At 72.0% G+C, this 15693-nt stretch carries 14 protein-coding genes; 10 read left to right on the top strand and 4 right to left on the bottom strand.

Annotated features, from left to right (window positions below):
• The 9 genes from ABZ794_RS14595 (at position 1) to ABZ794_RS14555 (ending at position 10720) form a co-directional block, all read left to right on the top strand.
• Entirely contained in the window at positions 1-678 is a 678-nt protein-coding gene (locus tag ABZ794_RS14595) for a Crp/Fnr family transcriptional regulator (RefSeq protein ID WP_007466162.1), read from the top strand.
• Positions 679-791: 113 nt separating this feature from the next.
• Entirely contained in the window at positions 792-1535 is a 744-nt protein-coding gene (locus ABZ794_RS14590; RefSeq protein ID WP_357515848.1) for a metallophosphoesterase family protein, read from the top strand.
• 96 nt (positions 1536-1631) lie between these two features.
• Positions 1632-2237 (top strand): TetR/AcrR family transcriptional regulator, encoded by a 606-nt coding sequence (locus tag ABZ794_RS14585; RefSeq protein WP_210780790.1) that lies wholly within the window; start codon positions 1632-1634, stop codon positions 2235-2237.
• Between the two features lie 37 nt (positions 2238-2274).
• Entirely contained in the window at positions 2275-3072 is a 798-nt protein-coding gene (locus ABZ794_RS14580; protein ID WP_357515846.1) for a TIGR03084 family metal-binding protein, read from the top strand.
• Complete coding sequence (locus ABZ794_RS14575; RefSeq protein WP_357515844.1) at positions 3069-4733, top strand: acyclic terpene utilization AtuA family protein; 1665 nt, start codon at positions 3069-3071, stop codon at positions 4731-4733. The genes ABZ794_RS14580 and ABZ794_RS14575 overlap by 4 nt, the downstream gene beginning before the upstream one ends.
• Positions 4730-5926, top strand: a complete 1197-nt coding sequence (locus tag ABZ794_RS14570; RefSeq protein WP_357515842.1) for an acyl-CoA dehydrogenase family protein — start codon at positions 4730-4732, stop codon at positions 5924-5926. Before ABZ794_RS14575 ends, ABZ794_RS14570 begins: the two co-directional genes overlap by 4 nt.
• Positions 5923-7524 carry a carboxyl transferase domain-containing protein gene (locus ABZ794_RS14565; protein ID WP_357515840.1) on the top strand — a complete coding sequence of 534 codons (1602 nt, stop codon included), beginning with the start codon at positions 5923-5925 and terminating at the stop codon, positions 7522-7524. The genes ABZ794_RS14570 and ABZ794_RS14565 overlap by 4 nt, the downstream gene beginning before the upstream one ends.
• An 11-nt stretch (positions 7525-7535) precedes the next feature.
• Complete coding sequence (locus ABZ794_RS14560) at positions 7536-9533, top strand: biotin carboxylase N-terminal domain-containing protein (RefSeq protein ID WP_357515838.1); 1998 nt, start codon at positions 7536-7538, stop codon at positions 9531-9533.
• A complete protein-coding gene (locus ABZ794_RS14555) occupies positions 9530-10720 on the top strand; it encodes an acyl-CoA dehydrogenase (RefSeq protein WP_357515836.1) in 1191 nt (396 codons plus the stop codon). The genes ABZ794_RS14560 and ABZ794_RS14555 overlap by 4 nt, the downstream gene beginning before the upstream one ends.
• A 141-nt stretch (positions 10721-10861) precedes the next feature.
• Here the strand turns inward: ABZ794_RS14555 and ABZ794_RS14550 are convergent, their stop codons facing one another.
• Both ABZ794_RS14550 and ABZ794_RS14545 read right to left on the bottom strand, forming a co-directional pair.
• Positions 10862-12073, bottom strand: a complete 1212-nt coding sequence (locus ABZ794_RS14550; protein WP_210780783.1) for a hypothetical protein — start codon at positions 12071-12073, stop codon at positions 10862-10864.
• Positions 12070-13011, bottom strand: coding sequence for a transporter substrate-binding domain-containing protein (locus ABZ794_RS14545; RefSeq protein WP_210780782.1), 942 nt, complete (start codon positions 13009-13011; stop codon positions 12070-12072). Before ABZ794_RS14545 ends, ABZ794_RS14550 begins: the two co-directional genes overlap by 4 nt.
• Positions 13012-13180: 169 nt before the next feature.
• Here ABZ794_RS14545 and ABZ794_RS14540 point away from each other — a divergent pair, with 169 nt between their 5' ends.
• Positions 13181-13522 carry a hypothetical protein gene (locus ABZ794_RS14540; protein WP_210780781.1) on the top strand — a complete coding sequence of 114 codons (342 nt, stop codon included), beginning with the start codon at positions 13181-13183 and terminating at the stop codon, positions 13520-13522.
• Here ABZ794_RS14540 and ABZ794_RS14535 read toward each other — a convergent pair.
• Entirely contained in the window at positions 13509-15005 is a 1497-nt protein-coding gene (locus ABZ794_RS14535; protein WP_210780780.1) for a serine/threonine-protein kinase, read from the bottom strand. The two genes, ABZ794_RS14540 and ABZ794_RS14535, sit on opposite strands and share 14 nt — an antisense overlap.
• Positions 15006-15035: 30 nt before the next feature.
• Complete coding sequence (locus tag ABZ794_RS14530; RefSeq protein ID WP_210780779.1) at positions 15036-15539, bottom strand: hypothetical protein; 504 nt, start codon at positions 15537-15539, stop codon at positions 15036-15038.
• Positions 15540-15693: the final 154 nt, after the last annotated feature.

Raw genomic sequence — 15693 nt, 5'->3', positions numbered from 1 at the left:
ATGGACGAGGTACTGGCCCGCAGCGGGATCTTCCAGGGTGTTGACCCGGAAGCTGCCGAGGCGCTCGCCAAGGAGATGGAGACGATCGAGGTCCGCAAGGGCGAGATCGTTTTCAATGAGGGCGAGCCCGGTGACAGCCTCTACATCCTGCTGTCCGGGAAGATCAAGGTTGGTCGCCGCGCAGCGGACGGCCGACAGAACCTGATCGCGGTGATGGGGCCGTCGGACATGGTCGGTGAGCTGTCGCTCTTCGACCCGGGTCCGCGTACGGCGACAGCCACCGCGGTGACCGACACCCGGCTGGTGCGGCTGCGTAAGCAGGCGCTGCGGCCGTGGCTCAACAACCGCCCGGAGATCGCCGAGCAGTTGCTGCGGGTGCTCGCCCGGCGGCTGCGCCGGACCAACGACTCGCTCGCCGACCTGATCTTCACGGACGTGCCGGGCCGGGTCGCCAAGAACCTGCTCCAGATGGCGGGCCGCTTCGGCACCCGCGACGGCGGCGTTCTGCGGGTGACCCACGACCTCACCCAGGAGGAGATCGCCCAGCTCGTCGGTGCCTCCCGGGAGACCGTCAACAAGGCGCTGGCCGACTTCGCCTCGCGCGGCTGGTTGCGGTTGGACGGCAAGAGCATCATCATCCTGGACCCGGAGCGCCTGGCCCGTCGCGCCCGCGTCTGAGCAGCACCCGAACGTCCCCGCCCGCCGTCACCGACGGTGGGCGGGGACGTTTGCCGTCTGCCTGACGCAGAATCGCTGGCCTGGAGGTGGTGCCAGCGGTGAGGGTGGGGCCCATGGTGAACCGAGTGGCGGTGCTCTCCGACATCCACGGTGTCCTGCCGGCGCTGGAGGCCGTACTGGCCGAGCCGGACGTCGCCGCCGCCGATCTGATCGTGCTCACCGGTGACATCGCCGCGGGCCCGCAGCCGGTCGAGGTGCTGGACGTGCTCGCCGGCCTGGGCGACCGGGTGTGCTGGGTAGGCGGCAATGCCGACCGCGAGCTGGTCGAGGCGCGGGCCGGCCGCCCGGCGTCGATCGAGGTGTCGAACTGGGCCGCCGGGCAGCTGCGCGGCGACCAGGTGGCCCGGCTCGCCGCGTTGCCGGCGACGGCGACGCTGGAGATCGACGGCCTCGGGCCGACGGTGTTCTGTCACGCCACGCCCCGCGATGACGAGGAGGTGGTGCTCGTCGACTCCCGGATGGCGCGCTGGGCGGAGGTGTTCGACGGTCTGCCCACCGAGGTCACCACGGTGGTCTGCGGCCACACGCACATGCCCTTCACCCGGCTGGTCGACCGGCGTCTGGTGGTCAACCCGGGCAGCATCGGCATGCCGTACGGGGGCGCGGGCGCATGGTGGGCGCTGCTCGGGCCGGGCGTCCAACTGCGCCGCACCGCCTTCGACGTGGACGCGGCCTGCGCCCGGGTGGCGGCCGAGTCGGCCTTCCCCGACGCCGCCGCCTGGGCCGACGAGTACCTGCGCTCCCAGCACAGCGACGTCGACGCGCTGACCGCCTTCGGCCCCCGCGACGGGCGCTGAGCGAGCAGTCGTAAGCCCACCCGTGTCCACCCGAGCGTCGCGGGCTCGGAAAAAGTCAGTCTTGACTGTTTGTTTCGTAGGCAGCAGGCTGTCTCCGTGCCCACCTCATCGACGCGTGTCCCTCAGCAGGAACGCAGCCGCGCCACCCAGGCCCGGCTGCTGGAGGCGACCGTCGACTGTCTGATCGAGCACGGCTGGTCCGGCACCACGACAACAGTCGTCGCGGCGCGGGCCGGTGTTTCGCGGGGGGCACAGCTGCACCACTACCCGACGAAGGCGGCGCTGGTGACGGCCGCCGTGGCCCATCTGGCCGAGCGCCGGGCCGACGAGTTGCGCACCGAGGCCGAGGCGCTGCCGGCCGGCCCGCAGCGGTTGGACCGGGTCGTCGACCTGCTCGCCGTGGCGTTCACCGGGCCGCTGTTCGTGGCCGCGCTGGAGCTCTGGGTCGCCGCCCGCACCGATCGGGAGCTGCGGGACGCCCTGGTGCCGCTGGAGGCGACTGTCGGGCGGGAGATGCACCGGCTCACCGTCGCCCTGCTCGGTGTCGACGAGCGTCGACCCGGTGTCCGCGAAGCGGTGCAGGCCACGCTCGATCTGCTCCGTGGACTCGGGGTGGCCAACCTGCTCAGCGACGACTCCGCCCGTCGGGCCGCCCTGTTGACCACCTGGAAGCGCCAGCTCGCCACCCTGCTCACGCCCTGACCGCCGGCCGCACCGGCCACCACCGACCGGAGGCACCATGGTCGACCTCAGCGACCTGCTCACGGACCTGGCCGACGAGTCCGCCCAATTGGACGCCCTGGTGGCGCCCCTGCCCGTGGCCGACTGGGCGAGCCCGACCCCCGCGCCGGGCTGGAGCGTCGGGCATCAGATCGCCCACCTCGCCTGGACCGACCACGTCGCGCTGTTGGCCGCGACCGACCCCGAGGCGTTCTACGCGACTGTCACCGCCGCGCCGGACGTGACCCGACTCGTCGACGTCGGCGCCGAGGAGTTCCTCGCCCCGCCGGCCGAGCTGCTCGCCCGCTGGCGGTCCGGGCGCACCGCGCTCGTCGACGCGCTGGCCGCCGTTCCGGCCGGCGGCAAACTGCCCTGGTACGGCACCCGGATGTCGGCCACCTCGATGGCCACCGCCCGGATCATGGAGACCTGGGCGCACGGCGCGGACGTGGCCGACGCCCTCGACGTGGTCCGCCCCGACAGCGACCGACTCCGGCACGTGGCGCACCTGGGCGTGCGTACCCTCGGGCACGGTTTCACCGCGCACGGCCGGGAGGCACCGACGGCGCCGGTGCGGGTCGAGCTGGTCGGGCCGGGCGGGGGTGCCTGGAGCTGGGGTCCGGCGGACGCCGCCGACCGGGTCACCGGCCCGGCTCGGGACTTCTGCCTGCTGGTCACCCAGCGCCGACACCGCGCGGACCTCGCCCTGGTCGCCACCGGGTCAGTCGCCGACGAGTGGCTCGACGTGGCGCAGGCCTTCGCCGGGCCGCCGGGTGACGGCCGGCAGCCGGCCGGCCGGATCGGGGTACGGGCATGATCCGCATCGGCAACGCCTCCGGCTTCTACGGCGACCGGTTCACCGCCTGGCGGGAGATGCTCGACGGTGGTGAGCTGGACGTGCTGACCGGCGACTACCTCGCCGAGTTGACCATGCTGATCCTTGCCCGGGACCGTATGCGCGACCCCGACCTGGGCTACGCGAAGACGTTCCTGCGGCAACTGGAGACCTGCCTCGGCACCGCCCTCGACCGAGGGGTGCGGATCGTGACGAACGCCGGCGGGTTGAACCCGGCCGGCCTGGCCGCCGCCATCGAGAAGCTCGCCAACCGGCTCGGCCTGCCGACCCAGGTCGGGTATGTCGAGGGCGACACGGTCCAGCGACCGGACGCGTTGAGCGCGAACGCCTACCTCGGCGCGTTCGGGATCGCCGCCTGCCTCGACGCCGGCGCGCAGGTGGTGGTCACCGGGCGGGTCACCGACGCGTCGCTGGTGGTCGGTCCGGCCATCTGCCGGTACGGGTGGGGCCGCGACGACCTCGACGAGCTGGCCGGGGCCACCGTCGCGGGGCACCTCGTCGAGTGCGGCGCGCAGGTCACCGGCGGCAACTTCAGCTTCTTCACCGAGCTGCCCGACGGCGGTCATCGGCCCGGGTTCCCGATCGTCGAGGTGCACCCCGACGGTTCCTCGGTGGTCACCAAGCATCAGGGCACCGGCGGCGCTGTCACGGTGGAGACGGTCACCGCCCAACTGCTCTACGAGATCGGCGGGCCCGCGTACCTCGGGCCGGACGTGGTCACCCGACTGGACACGGTGACTCTGCGCCCCGACGGGGCGGACCGGGTCCGGGTCTCCGGTGTGCGGGGCACGCCGCCACCGTCCACGCTGAAGGTGGGCGTCAACAACCTCGGCGGCTTCCGCAACTCGATGACGTTCGTCCTGTGCGGGCTGGACATCGAGGCGAAGGCGGCACTGGTCCGGGGGCAGGTCGAGGAGGCGGTGGGCAAGGACGGGCTGGAGTTCACGCTGGCCCGGACCGACCATCTGGACGCCGTCGACACCGAGACGGCCAGCGCCCTGCTGCACGTACACCTGCGCGACGGCGACAAGGCGCGGGCCGGGCGGGCGTTCTCGGCCGCCGCTGTGGAGTTGGCCCTGGCCTCGTACCCGGGCTGCACGCTGACCACACTGCCCGGTGACGCGACACCGTACGGCGTCTTCACCGCCGACGCGGTGCCGCAGGACGCGGTGGCGCACGTCGCGGTGCTACCCGGTGGCGAGCGGGTGCCGATCGCCCCGCCGATCCGCACCGCCCCCACCTCGCAGGACGAGTCGGCCCCGGGTGGCGACGCGGCGATCGACGGCCCGACCCGGCGCGGGGCGCTCGGCGAGGTGGTCGGCGCACGCTCCGGGGACAAGGGCGGGGACGCCAACCTCGGTGTCTGGGCGCGTTCCGACGCCGGGTACGCGTGGCTGCGGACCTGGTTGACAGTCGAGCGGCTGGCCGAGCTGGTGCCGGAAACCGCGCCGCTGCCGGTGCGGCGCTACGAGTTGTCGAACCTGCGTGCTGTCAACTTCGTGATCGAGGGCCTGCTCGGCGCCGGGGTGGCCGCTTCCACCCGGTTCGACCCGCAGGCCAAGGCGCTCGGCGAGCTGCTGCGCGCCCGGATCGTCGACCTGCCGGCAGGAGTGGCGCGGTGAGCATCGTGGACACCCCGGAGCGCCGGCAACTACGCGAGCTGACCCGGGCGTTCGTGACCCGGGAGGTGTTGCCGCACCTGGACGACTGGGAGCGGGCCGGCGAGGTGCCCCGGGCGCTGCACGCGACCGCCGCGAAGCTCGGCCTGCTCGGCATCGGCTTCCCGGAGTCGGTCGGTGGCAGCGGCGGTGACCTGCTCGACTCGATCATCGTGACCGAGGAGCTGATCCGCTCCGGCGGCTCGTCCGGGCTGGTGGCGGCCCTGTTCACGCATGGAATCGCGTTGCCGCACATGGTCGCGGCGGCCGGCGCCCGTACCGGTGGCTCGTTGGGCGGTCGGCTCGGTGGCGTCTCGTCCCCGGGCGACGACAGTCTGATCGAGCGGTACGTGCGGCCCACGCTGTCCGGCACGATGATCGGCGCGCTGGCCATCACCGAGCCGGACGGCGGTTCGGACGTGGCCGGCATCCGTACGACCGCCCGCCGCGACGGCGACCACTACGTGGTGAACGGGTCGAAGACGTACATCACCAGCGGGCACCGGGCCGACTTCGTGACCACTGCGGTGTGTACCGACTTCCCCGGCAGCGGTGAACTCACCCTGCTGGTCATCGACAAGGGGTCGCCCGGGTTCACAGTCGGACGCCGGTTGGAGAAGCTGGGCTGGCACTGCTCGGACACCGCCGAGCTGTCCTTCGCGGACGTGCGGGTGCCGGTCGCCAACCGGATCGGCGCGGAGAACACCGGCTTCCTGGCGATCATGCAGCACTTCGCGGCGGAACGACTGTCCCTGGCGACCCAGGCGTACGCGACCGCGCAGCGCTGCGTCGAGTTGGCGGTGCGCTGGTGCCGGAACCGGGAGACGTTCGGGCGTCCGCTGGCCAGCCGGCAGCTCGTCCGACACCGGTTGGCCGAGATGCACACCCGGGCCGAGGCGGCCCGGTCGTACGTGCACGGGGTCGCGGGTCGGGTGGTCGCCGGCGAGCCGGTGGTGACCGAGGTGGCGATGGCGAAGAACGTGGCGGTGGCCGCCTGCGACCACGTCGTCGACCAGGCGTTGCAGCTGCACGGCGGGTTCGGCTACCTGCGCGACGCCGAGGTGGAGCGGCACTACCGCGACGCGCGGATCCTCGGCATCGGCGGCGGCACCACCGAGATCATGAACGAGATCATCGCGAAGGGCATGGGCCTATGACCACACTGGACAGCACGGTCGACCCGGCCGCACCCTCGTACCTGGCGAACCGGGCGGCGTTGCTGGAGCGGTTGACCGAGTTGGACGCCGCGCTGGACCAGGCGCGGGCGGGTGGTGGCGAGAAGTACGTGACCCGGCACCACGCGCGCGGCAAGCTGCTCCCCCGGGAGCGGATCGAACTGCTGGTGGACGCCGACAGCCCGTTTCTGGAGTTGTCGCCGGTCGCCGCGTACGGCTCGGACTTCCCGGTCGGGGCCAGCGTGGTCACCGGCATCGGTGTGGTCGAGGGCGTGGAGTGCCTGATCGTCGCCAACGACCCGACGGTACGCGGCGGCGCTGTCAACCCGTGGTCGCTCGCCAAGACCCGGCGGGCCGGCGAGACCGCCCTGGCCAACCGGCTGCCCATGGTCAATCTGGTGGAGTCCGCCGGGGCGGACCTGCCCACCCAGGCGGAGATCTTCATCCCCGGTGGTCGGGTGTTCCGTGATCTCACCCGGCTCTCGGCGGCCGGCATCCCCACTGTCAGCGTGGTCTTCGGCAACGCCACGGCCGGTGGCGCGTACGTGCCGGGGATGTCCGACCACGTGATCATGATTCGGGACCGGTCACAGGTCTACCTGGCCGGTCCGCCGCTGGTGAAGATGGCGACCGGCGAGGTCACCGACGACGAGTCGCTGGGTGGCGCGGCGATGCACGCCGGCACGTCCGGGCTGGCCGACTATCTGGCCGCCGACGAGCGGGACGGCATCCGGCTGGCCCGGCAGTGCGTCCGCCGGTTGAACTGGCGCAAGCAGGGCCCGTCGCCGCGGACGGCGGTGCCGCAGCCACCGAAGTACGACCCGGAGGAGTTGCTCGGCATCACCAGCGCCGACCTGAAGGTGCCGTTCGACCCACGGGAGGTGCTGGCCCGGATCCTGGACGGTAGCGACTTCGACGAGTTCAAGCCGGCGTACGGGGACGCGCTGGTCACCGGTTGGGGCGAGTTGCACGGGTACCCGGTGGGGGTGCTGGCGAACGCCCGAGGGGTGCTGTTCAGCGCGGAGGCGCAGAAGGCGGCCCAGTTCATCCAGCTCGCGAACGCCTCGGACACCCCGTTGATCTTCTTGCAGAACACCACCGGCTACATGGTGGGCACCGAGTACGAGCAGCGCGGCATCATCAAGCACGGCGCCCTGATGATCAACGCGGTGTCGAACTCGACGGTGCCGCACCTGACTGTGAACCTGGGCGCCTCCTACGGGGCGGGCAACTACGGCATGTGCGGCCGGGCGTACGAGCCGAGGTTCCTGTTCACCTGGCCGAACGCCAAGTCGGCGGTGATGGGCCCGGCTCAGCTCGCCGGGGTGCTGTCGATCGTGGCCCGACAGGCGGCTGCCGCACGGGGGCGCGACTACGACGAGGACTCCGACGCGGCGATGCGTCTGATGGTCGAGCAGCAGATCGAGTCGCAGTCCGGCGCGCTCTTCCTCTCCGGCCGGCTCTACGACGACGGGGTGATCGACCCCCGGGACACCCGGACCGTCCTCGGGCTCTGCCTCTCGGCGATCCACAACGGACCGGTGAAGGGCGCCGACGGCTTCGGCGTCTTTCGGATGTAGAGGGGCCACTCATGATCAACAGACTGCTCGTGGCCAACCGGGGCGAGATCGCCCGTCGGGTCTTCGCCACCTGCCGCGCGATGGGCGTGGAGACGGTCGCCGTGCACTCGGACGCGGACGCCGACGCGCCGTTCGTGACCGAGGCCGACCAGGCCGTACGCCTACCGGGAAGTTCGCCGGCCGAGACGTACCTGCGGGTCGACCTGATCCTGGACGCGGCCCGGCGCAGCGGCGCGGACGCCGTCCACCCCGGCTACGGGTTCCTCGCGGAGAACGCCGAGTTCGCGGCGGCGGTGACCGACGCCGGTCTGACCTGGGTCGGCCCGCCGGCCAAGGTGATCGCCGCGATGGGCGACAAGCTGGCGGCGAAGGCGCTGCTCGCCGAGGCGGGCGTGCCGATGCTGCCGAGTTGGACCGACACCGACGAGATCGCGGACTTCCCCGTGCTGGTGAAGGCGTCCGCCGGCGGTGGTGGCCGGGGCATGCGGATCGTCCGGACCGCCGACGAACTGGCCGAGGCCGTCGCCTCCGCACGCCGCGAGGCGGCCGCCGCGTTCGGCGACGGCACTGTCTTCATCGAGCGGTACGTCGAACGCGGCCGGCACGTCGAGGTGCAGATCTTCGGTGACGCCCACGGTCGAGTGGTGGCCCTCGGTGACCGGGAGTGCTCGATCCAGCGCCGGCACCAGAAGATCGTCGAGGAGGCACCGGCGGTCGTTCCGGAGCGGGTGCGGGCGGCGTTGCACGAGGCCGCGGTGGCCGCCGGACGTGCTGTCGACTACCTGGGCGCGGGCACTGTGGAGTTCCTGCTCGCCCCGGGCGGTGAGGTCTTCTTCCTGGAGATGAACACCCGACTTCAGGTCGAGCATCCGGTCACCGAGCTGTGCACCGGGCTGGACCTGGTGGGGTTGCAACTGCTCGTCGCCGAGGGTGAGCCGCTACCGGCGGTCCTGCCGGCGAGCACCGGGCACGCGGTCGAGGTACGACTCTGCGCCGAGGACGCGGCGGCGGGTTGGCGGCCGGCCACCGGGACCCTGCACCGGTTCAGCGTTGGCGCGGTGGCGGCCGAGTTCGGTGGGCTGGCCGGGCCGGGTCTGCGGCTCGACTCGGGTGTGGTGGCCGGCTCGGTGGTCGGGGTGCACTACGACTCGATGCTCGCGAAGCTGATCGCCTGGGGTCGTACCCGCGCGGAGGCGACCCGGTTGTTGGCCGGCGCGCTGGCCCGGGCCGAGCTGCACGGGGTGACCACCAACCGGGACCTGCTGGTCCAGGTGCTGCGCAGCCCCGCGTTCGCCGCCGTGGAGATCGACACGGGTTTCCTGGACCGGCACCTGGAGGTCTTCGCCCCGCTGCTCCCCGCCGACCGGCTGCCGATCACCGCTCTCGCCGCCACGCTGGCGGGTGCCGCGCACCGCAGGGCGACCGCACCGGTGCTGGGCGGGCTCCCCTCCGGTTGGCGCAACGTGCCCGCCGTTCCCCAGACCACAGGCTTCGTCGGGCCGGACGGCGACGAGATCGAGATCCGCTACCGGTTGGACCGGACCGGCCGGCTCGCCGACTGGTCCCGCACGTCGGCGCCCGAGGAGTCCGCCGAGCGGCCGACGGCACCCACAGTGGCGCTGGTCGAGGCCACCCCGGACCGGGTGGTGCTCGACGTCGACGGGGTTCGGCGCGCGTACCGCGTACACCGGGTGGGGTCGGCTGTCTTCGTGGACGGGCCGGACGGGGCGGCGAGCCTGGCCGAGCTGCCGCGTCTCCCGCTGCCCACCGCGGCGGTGGCGGCCGGGTCGCTGCTCGCGCCGCTGCCCGGCGTGGTGACCCGGGTGCACGTCCAGGTCGGCCAACGGGTCGCGGCCGGCGATCCGCTGCTCACGCTGGAAGCGATGAAGCTGGAACATCCAGTGCTCGCCCCGATCGACGGCGTGGTCGCCGAGCTGCCGGTGCCGACCGGCGGTCAGGTGCAGACGGGCGCCGTGTTGGCCGTTGTCGACGAAAAGGACCCCCGATGACCTTCGACCTCACCCCCGAGCAGGACCAACTGCGCGACGCCGTACGGGCGCTCGGCCGCCGGTACGGTCACTCCTACTTCGTCGAGAAGGCGAGGGCCGGCGAACACACCACCGAACTGTGGGCGGAGGCCGGACGGCTCGGCTACCTGGGGGTCAACATCCCCACCGAGTACGGCGGCGGGGGCGGCGGCATAACCGAGCTGGCCATCGTCTGCGAGGAGTTGGCGGCGGCGGGCTGCCCGCTGCTGCTGCTGGTGGTCTCCCCCGCCATCGCGGCGACAGTGCTCAGTCGGCACGGCACCGAGGAGCAGCGCAAGCGACACCTGCCGGGCCTCGCCGACGGCTCCCAGAAGATCGTTTTCGCGATCACCGAGCCGGAGGCCGGTTCCAATTTCCATCGACTCGGCACTGTGGCTCGCCGCGACGGCGACGGCTGGCTGCTGAACGGCCGCAAGTGCTACATCTCCGGAGTCGACGAGGCCGGTCACGTGCTGGTGGTGGCCCGTGTCGCCGTCGATGACGGCCCAGCCGGTTCAGCGGATGCGTCTCCGCAGAAGCTCAAGCCGGCGCTGTTCCTGGTGCCGACCGACGCGGCCGGGCTGACCCGGTCCAAGCTGGACATGGAGATCGTGTCCCCGGAGAACCAGTTCCTGCTCTACCTGGACGACGTGCGGGTGCCCGCCGACGCGCTGCTCGGTGAATCGCTGGACGCCGGGCTGCCGGCGCTCTTCGCCGGGCTCAACCCGGAGCGGATCACTGTGGCCGCGATGGGCGCCGGCACCGGCCGGTACGCCATCGAGCGGGCCAGTGAGTACACCGCCACCCGCAAGGTCTGGGGTGGTCGGAGCATCGGCTCCCACCAGGGGGTGTCGCATCCGCTGGCACACGCGGCGGTGCAGGTGGAACTGGCCCGCCTCATGATCCAGAAGGCGGCCACCCTGTACGACGCCGGTCGCGATCTGGAGGCCGGGGTGGCCGGCAACATGGCCAAGTACGCCTCCGGGGAGGCCGCCGCGCTCGCCGTGGACACCGCCGTGCAGGTGCTCGGCGGGGCCGGCATGACCACCGAGTACGGGGTGGCGACCCTGCTCGGCGCCGTCCGGGCCGGCCGGATCGCCCCGGTCAGCCGCGAGATGATCCTCAACTTCGTGGCCCAACACGTCCTCGGCCAGGACAAGTCGTACTGACGCCCGCCCCGGCTGCCCGCCCCGCGCCCGGCGTTGCGTGATCGACTCGGTTTTCTTGAACTCGCGGTGTCCGAGGACCAGCGATGCCCCGACTTCCTGAGAACCGAGTCGATCAGCCACGGGCCGACGCCGGTGGGGCCGTCAGGCCGGGGTACGGCAGGCGGCGTCGATGCGGTGGACCGGGCGAACCCGACGGCCCATGCCCTCCAACAGTGAATCCTCGACGTGGAAGTCGTGAATGCGCAGTTGGTGGCGGGGCAACTCCTCCTCGCTCGGGCAGAGCACCTGGGCGCGGACCAGACCGACCGGGACGTACCGGACGCCGCCCCGTTCCTGAAGAATCACCATGTTGACGTCGTCGGTGGTGACCACGTGCCCGCGTACGTCCTCGGTGGGCCCGCTCTCCGGGCCCACCGTGGTGACGGTCAGCGGCAACACCGGTGTGGTGATCACCGGCACGGCGGCCCAGATCAGGGTGGCCAGCACCGCCACCTCGGTCACCGACGCCAGCGGTCGGATCACCATGCCCGGCAACGGCCCCGCGACGAACAGCGCCAGCAGCGGGGGCACCACGATGAGCGCCAGCACCAGCCACTCGTCGCCCTGCCGCATCGCGTCGCGCATCGTGGGCAGCATCAGCCAGCCGTACCCGGCGAGCAGCGCGCCCATCAGCAGCACCCGAGGCACTACCCGTTCGTGCAGCCGCGCCGGACGCAGTTGGAACGCGGCCACGAACGCCGGCAACAGCAACGGCAGATAGAGCAACGGCCAGGTGATCAGGGCGAGCAGGAAGCTGGCCAGCACCACCCAGGCCGGCGTGATGTCGGCCCAGCGAGCGAAGAGCGGGCGGCGGCGGGTGCCCGGCGGAAGTCGATCCGCGCTGACGGCCAGCACCGCGCCGAGCGCGAAGACCGCGACCAGCCCGGTGGAGAGCAGCCGGGCCGCGGTGGTCAGGAAACCGGCGAGCAGGTTGACCGGCCCGACGTTGGCCACGAGCAGCAGCGTGGTCTGCAGCTCACCGCCGGCCTCCACGCCGAGGCGGAGCACCGAGAAGATCGCTGGTACGCCCACCACGGCCGTCCAGAACGACTGGCTGGCGCGGGCGCGCCGCTCCGCCGGATCCCAGCGGACCCGTCCCGGCTCGACGTCGGCGACGATCGGGTCGGCCGGTTCGGCGACCGGCACTCCGGCCGGCCAGGCAATGTCACCTTCCGCGCCGGTCGCTGGCCGATCGACGGCTGGCGGTGCTGCGGCCGTACCGTCGATCGCCGGCGCCTCGTCGCCGTGGGGCACTGACGTGCGGGGCGGCGGGACCGGGCCGTCGCCGCTGGTGGCGGTCGGTGCCGCGCTCACTTCGCGGGCGCCTTGTCGTCGAAGTCGACAAGCTTCGGCACCTCCAGCGGCTGCGGCTGGCGCTTCTCGGCCTTCAGCCAGGGGCCCAGGGTCCGGTTGTACGCGGTCTGCCACGGGCTGGCATCTCCGTCGCGGCCCTGCACGTAGCTCTTCTGCAGGAAGAACGCGACCAGGTCGCGCAGCGCGGGATCACCGATCGGCACGCCGACGCCCAGCAACTCGCTGGTGCCGAACGGCATGTCCACGATCTCGAACTCCTTGGGGAAGCTGGCCAGGAAACCGGCGAGGATCGACTCGTCGGAGCTGACCGCGTCGTACCGGCCCTTGCGGATGCCATCGACGCAGTCGCCGACGTCCTTGACCACGAACGTCTTGACCTGGTGCTTCTCCAACTCGGCCTCGGTGGTGGAGCCGCCGCTGGTACAGACCTTGTACGCCGGGTCGCGCAGATCCTCAATGGTGCGGATCTTGTCCTTGAGTCGAACCGGCACCATCACCTCCTGCGTGGTGACGAAGTACGGCCCGGCGAAGCTGACCAACTGCTTGCGGTCTTCCGTCATGGAGAAGCTGGAGACCACCAGGTCGACGGTGCCACCCTGCAGCGACGGGATGCGGTCCTCGGTGGCGACCGACACGAACTCCAGCCGCTGTTCCCCCTCGTAGCCGAGGGAGGCCGCGACGTACCGGGCGATCTCGACGTCGAACCCGACGTGCTGGCCGTTCCGCAACTCACCCATCAGCGGCTCGTTGGTGGCGACACCGATCCGGAGCTTCGACTGACCGTAGATGTGCGTCTCGCGCATCTTTTCCTGCACGGAGGGCAGGTCCGGTTCCTTCCGGCTGTCGCAACCGGCCGCGGCGGCGAGCACGAGAGTGAGAGCGACCGCCAGCGTCGACGCGATCGAGCGGAGCCGGGACTGCGAACTGCCTGAGTTCATGGGCGACCTCGCTACCGGAAGGGCCTGCGGAACACCGAGAGTAGCCGTTCTTGTCCAATCCGTGTGGGCGCGGTGGACCCTGTCGAGCGGGTGGCTCGGATCGACGTCGATCGGCGCGGCGGTCGGGCTCTGCGGTTGACAGCCGGCCCAGTCGCGACATGCTGGACGGGTGAGCCGATTGTCCAGACCCGATGCGCGCACGGTGGCGGTGCTCGCGGCGCTTGGGGCCCTAGCGCCGCTGGTCATGCTGGTCGTGTGGCGCCGACAGGACCTCCTCGGCGTGGTTCTCGCGCTGCTCTGCGTGCTAATGACCATGGTCGCCGGGGTCGCGGTCTCCGCCGCCCGTCAGGTCGACGATCCGGAGCCGGCGGACCGGTCGGCAGTCGTCGGGCCGCCCGAGCTGATGCCGTACGGAATCGACGCGGACACCCTCGACGCTCTGGACCCCAGGGACGCGTTGCGTGCGGTGCGTGACCGCCGACGCGGGTCGAACGGGCTCAGCGGCCGGTGAGCGTGGGCGCGGAGAGCGCGTCCACGCCGCGCCCCGCCAGACACCGGTAGGTCCGGTCGATGCTGCCGTCGACCGGCGGTAGGACCTCCAGGTGCCAGCCGGTCGCCTCGGCGATCCCGGTGGTCAACCGGAACGTCCTGGCGCTGCACACCTGCCGCACCGGCTCAGCGGCGGCCACCTCGTCGTAGTCGGCGCCGACCAGCGACACCGGCAGGATGCCCTCGGCGTACGTCTCCCAGGTGTGCCGGCCGGCGCAGGACAGCCGAGCCGCCTCGGCGCGGCTGCCGCGTATCCGCATCGGGCCGAAGCACTCCAACTCGGGCAGGCACCGGGCACCCTCGGGCAGGGCGGTGGGCGCACCGGTGCCGGTCGCGCAGCCGGGCAACGGCCCGGTCGCCGGTGCGGCGATCTGCGTGGCCGACGGGTATGGGGGGGTTGGTGGCGCCCGGTCGGCGACCCAGGCCCCGGCGGTCGCGGAGGCGGCGAGCGCGAGCACCCCGGCGCCGCCGAAGAGCCAGCGCCGCCACCGTCGACCGGCGGGGTCGCTTCGCTGAGTGTCCTCGATGGGCGGTCGGGGCACCGGCTGGCTGGCCGCGTACGGGCCGGAGAGCGTGACGGCGCCGCCGACCGGAGCGCCGCTGACCGGTGCCGCTGGTGAGCCGAGTGGCAGGTTGCTGAGCAGGTCGTGCAACTCCAGGGCGGAGGGACGCTCGCCCGGGTCGTTGGCCATGCCGACGCGCAGCACGTCGATCAGCTCGTCCGGGACCCCGGGCAGGGCGGGGAGCGGCTGGTTGAACATCTCCAGCACGGTGACCAGGCTCGGGTTGCGCTCGGACTGCCAGCGCGGTGGCCGGCCGTGCATCACCGCGTAGAGGGTGGCGCAGAGGGCGTACACGTCGACGGCCGGCGACGGCGGGCTGTGGCTGAACATCTCCGGCGGCGCGTACGCCGGGGTGAGCACCTCCAGGGTGACCGAGGCGTCCCGGTGCTCGGCGAGGACGGCGAGCCCGAAGTCGGCGAGCACCGCCGAGTTGAAGTGCGAGTAGAGGATGTTCGCTGGTTTCACGTCGCGGTGCAGCACCCCGGCGGCGTGCGAGTGGGCCAGCGCGTCCGCGATCTTGATGCCGAGGTCACGGGCCTCCACCGGGCCGAGCGGCGAGGTGCGCATCCGTTCGGCGTACGAGCCGTCGCAGAGCTCCATGATCAGGTAGGGGTGCTGATCGACTGTGACCCCCACGTCGAAGAGGTCCACCACGTGCGGGTGTGACGACATCCGGCCGGCCGCCCGCGCCTCGCGCAGGAAGCGGGCCTGATCGCGCTCGCTGTCCAGCGTCCGGTTCTCCACCTTGACGGCGACCTCGCGACCCACCGAGATCTGGGTGGCCTGGTAGACGGTCGCGTACCCGCCCCGGGCAAAGACCCGCAAATCGGTCAGGCCGGGCACGATCGGCACTGGCAGGCCGCCGGTCGGGGTGTCGGTCACCGCTCGAAAATACCCAACCCGACCGATGGCTCAGCGCACCGCGTCCGCCGGAGCCGCACCGGTGGGACCGGTACCCTCCTCGGCGACCGCAGTCGTCCCGGCACCCTCGGACGATCCGACCCCGCCGGCCGGGATGCCCCGCCGGGCGTCCAGACGCAGACCGATGGCGGTGGCCACGGCGCCCAGCCCTTCCCACGCCGCCACCCCGAAGAACCGCTCGGGAGCGATGTCGGCCAGCACCGCGATGGTGAACACGGTGAACGTGACCAGCCGGAAGACCACTGTGAACCGGTAGAACGCCCGCCACTCGGTCACCGTGGCGAGCAGGTAGTAGACGCCCATGTTGAAGGCCGCCATCGAGGACGCCAGCAGGAACGTCCCGGTGTGATCACCGACGGCCCGCGTCGCCGGCACCTCGAACCCGAGCATGCGCAGCTGCGCCTCCGGCCAGAGCAGCCCAACCGCGCCCATCACCAGCGCCAACACGCCGAAGACCGCGATGGTCCAGCCCGCGATGGATCGCGGCAGCTTCATGAAGGGCCTCCCCAGGCACGGCGACGGTCACCACTGTGGACCCGTACGCGGTGGTGACACGCTAGCCGCTCCCCCCGACCACCACATCCCCGGAACCGGCAAAACCCTGCACCCCCACCCCCAGGGTCGCGTTGATCAAGAGCTTTCGGTCATC

The sequence above is a fragment of the Micromonospora sp. NPDC047187 genome (genome assembly GCF_040643355.1).
Taxonomy (GTDB): domain Bacteria; phylum Actinomycetota; class Actinomycetes; order Mycobacteriales; family Micromonosporaceae; genus Micromonospora; species Micromonospora salmantinae.
This window is presented reverse-complemented; position numbering and strand designations above follow the sequence as displayed.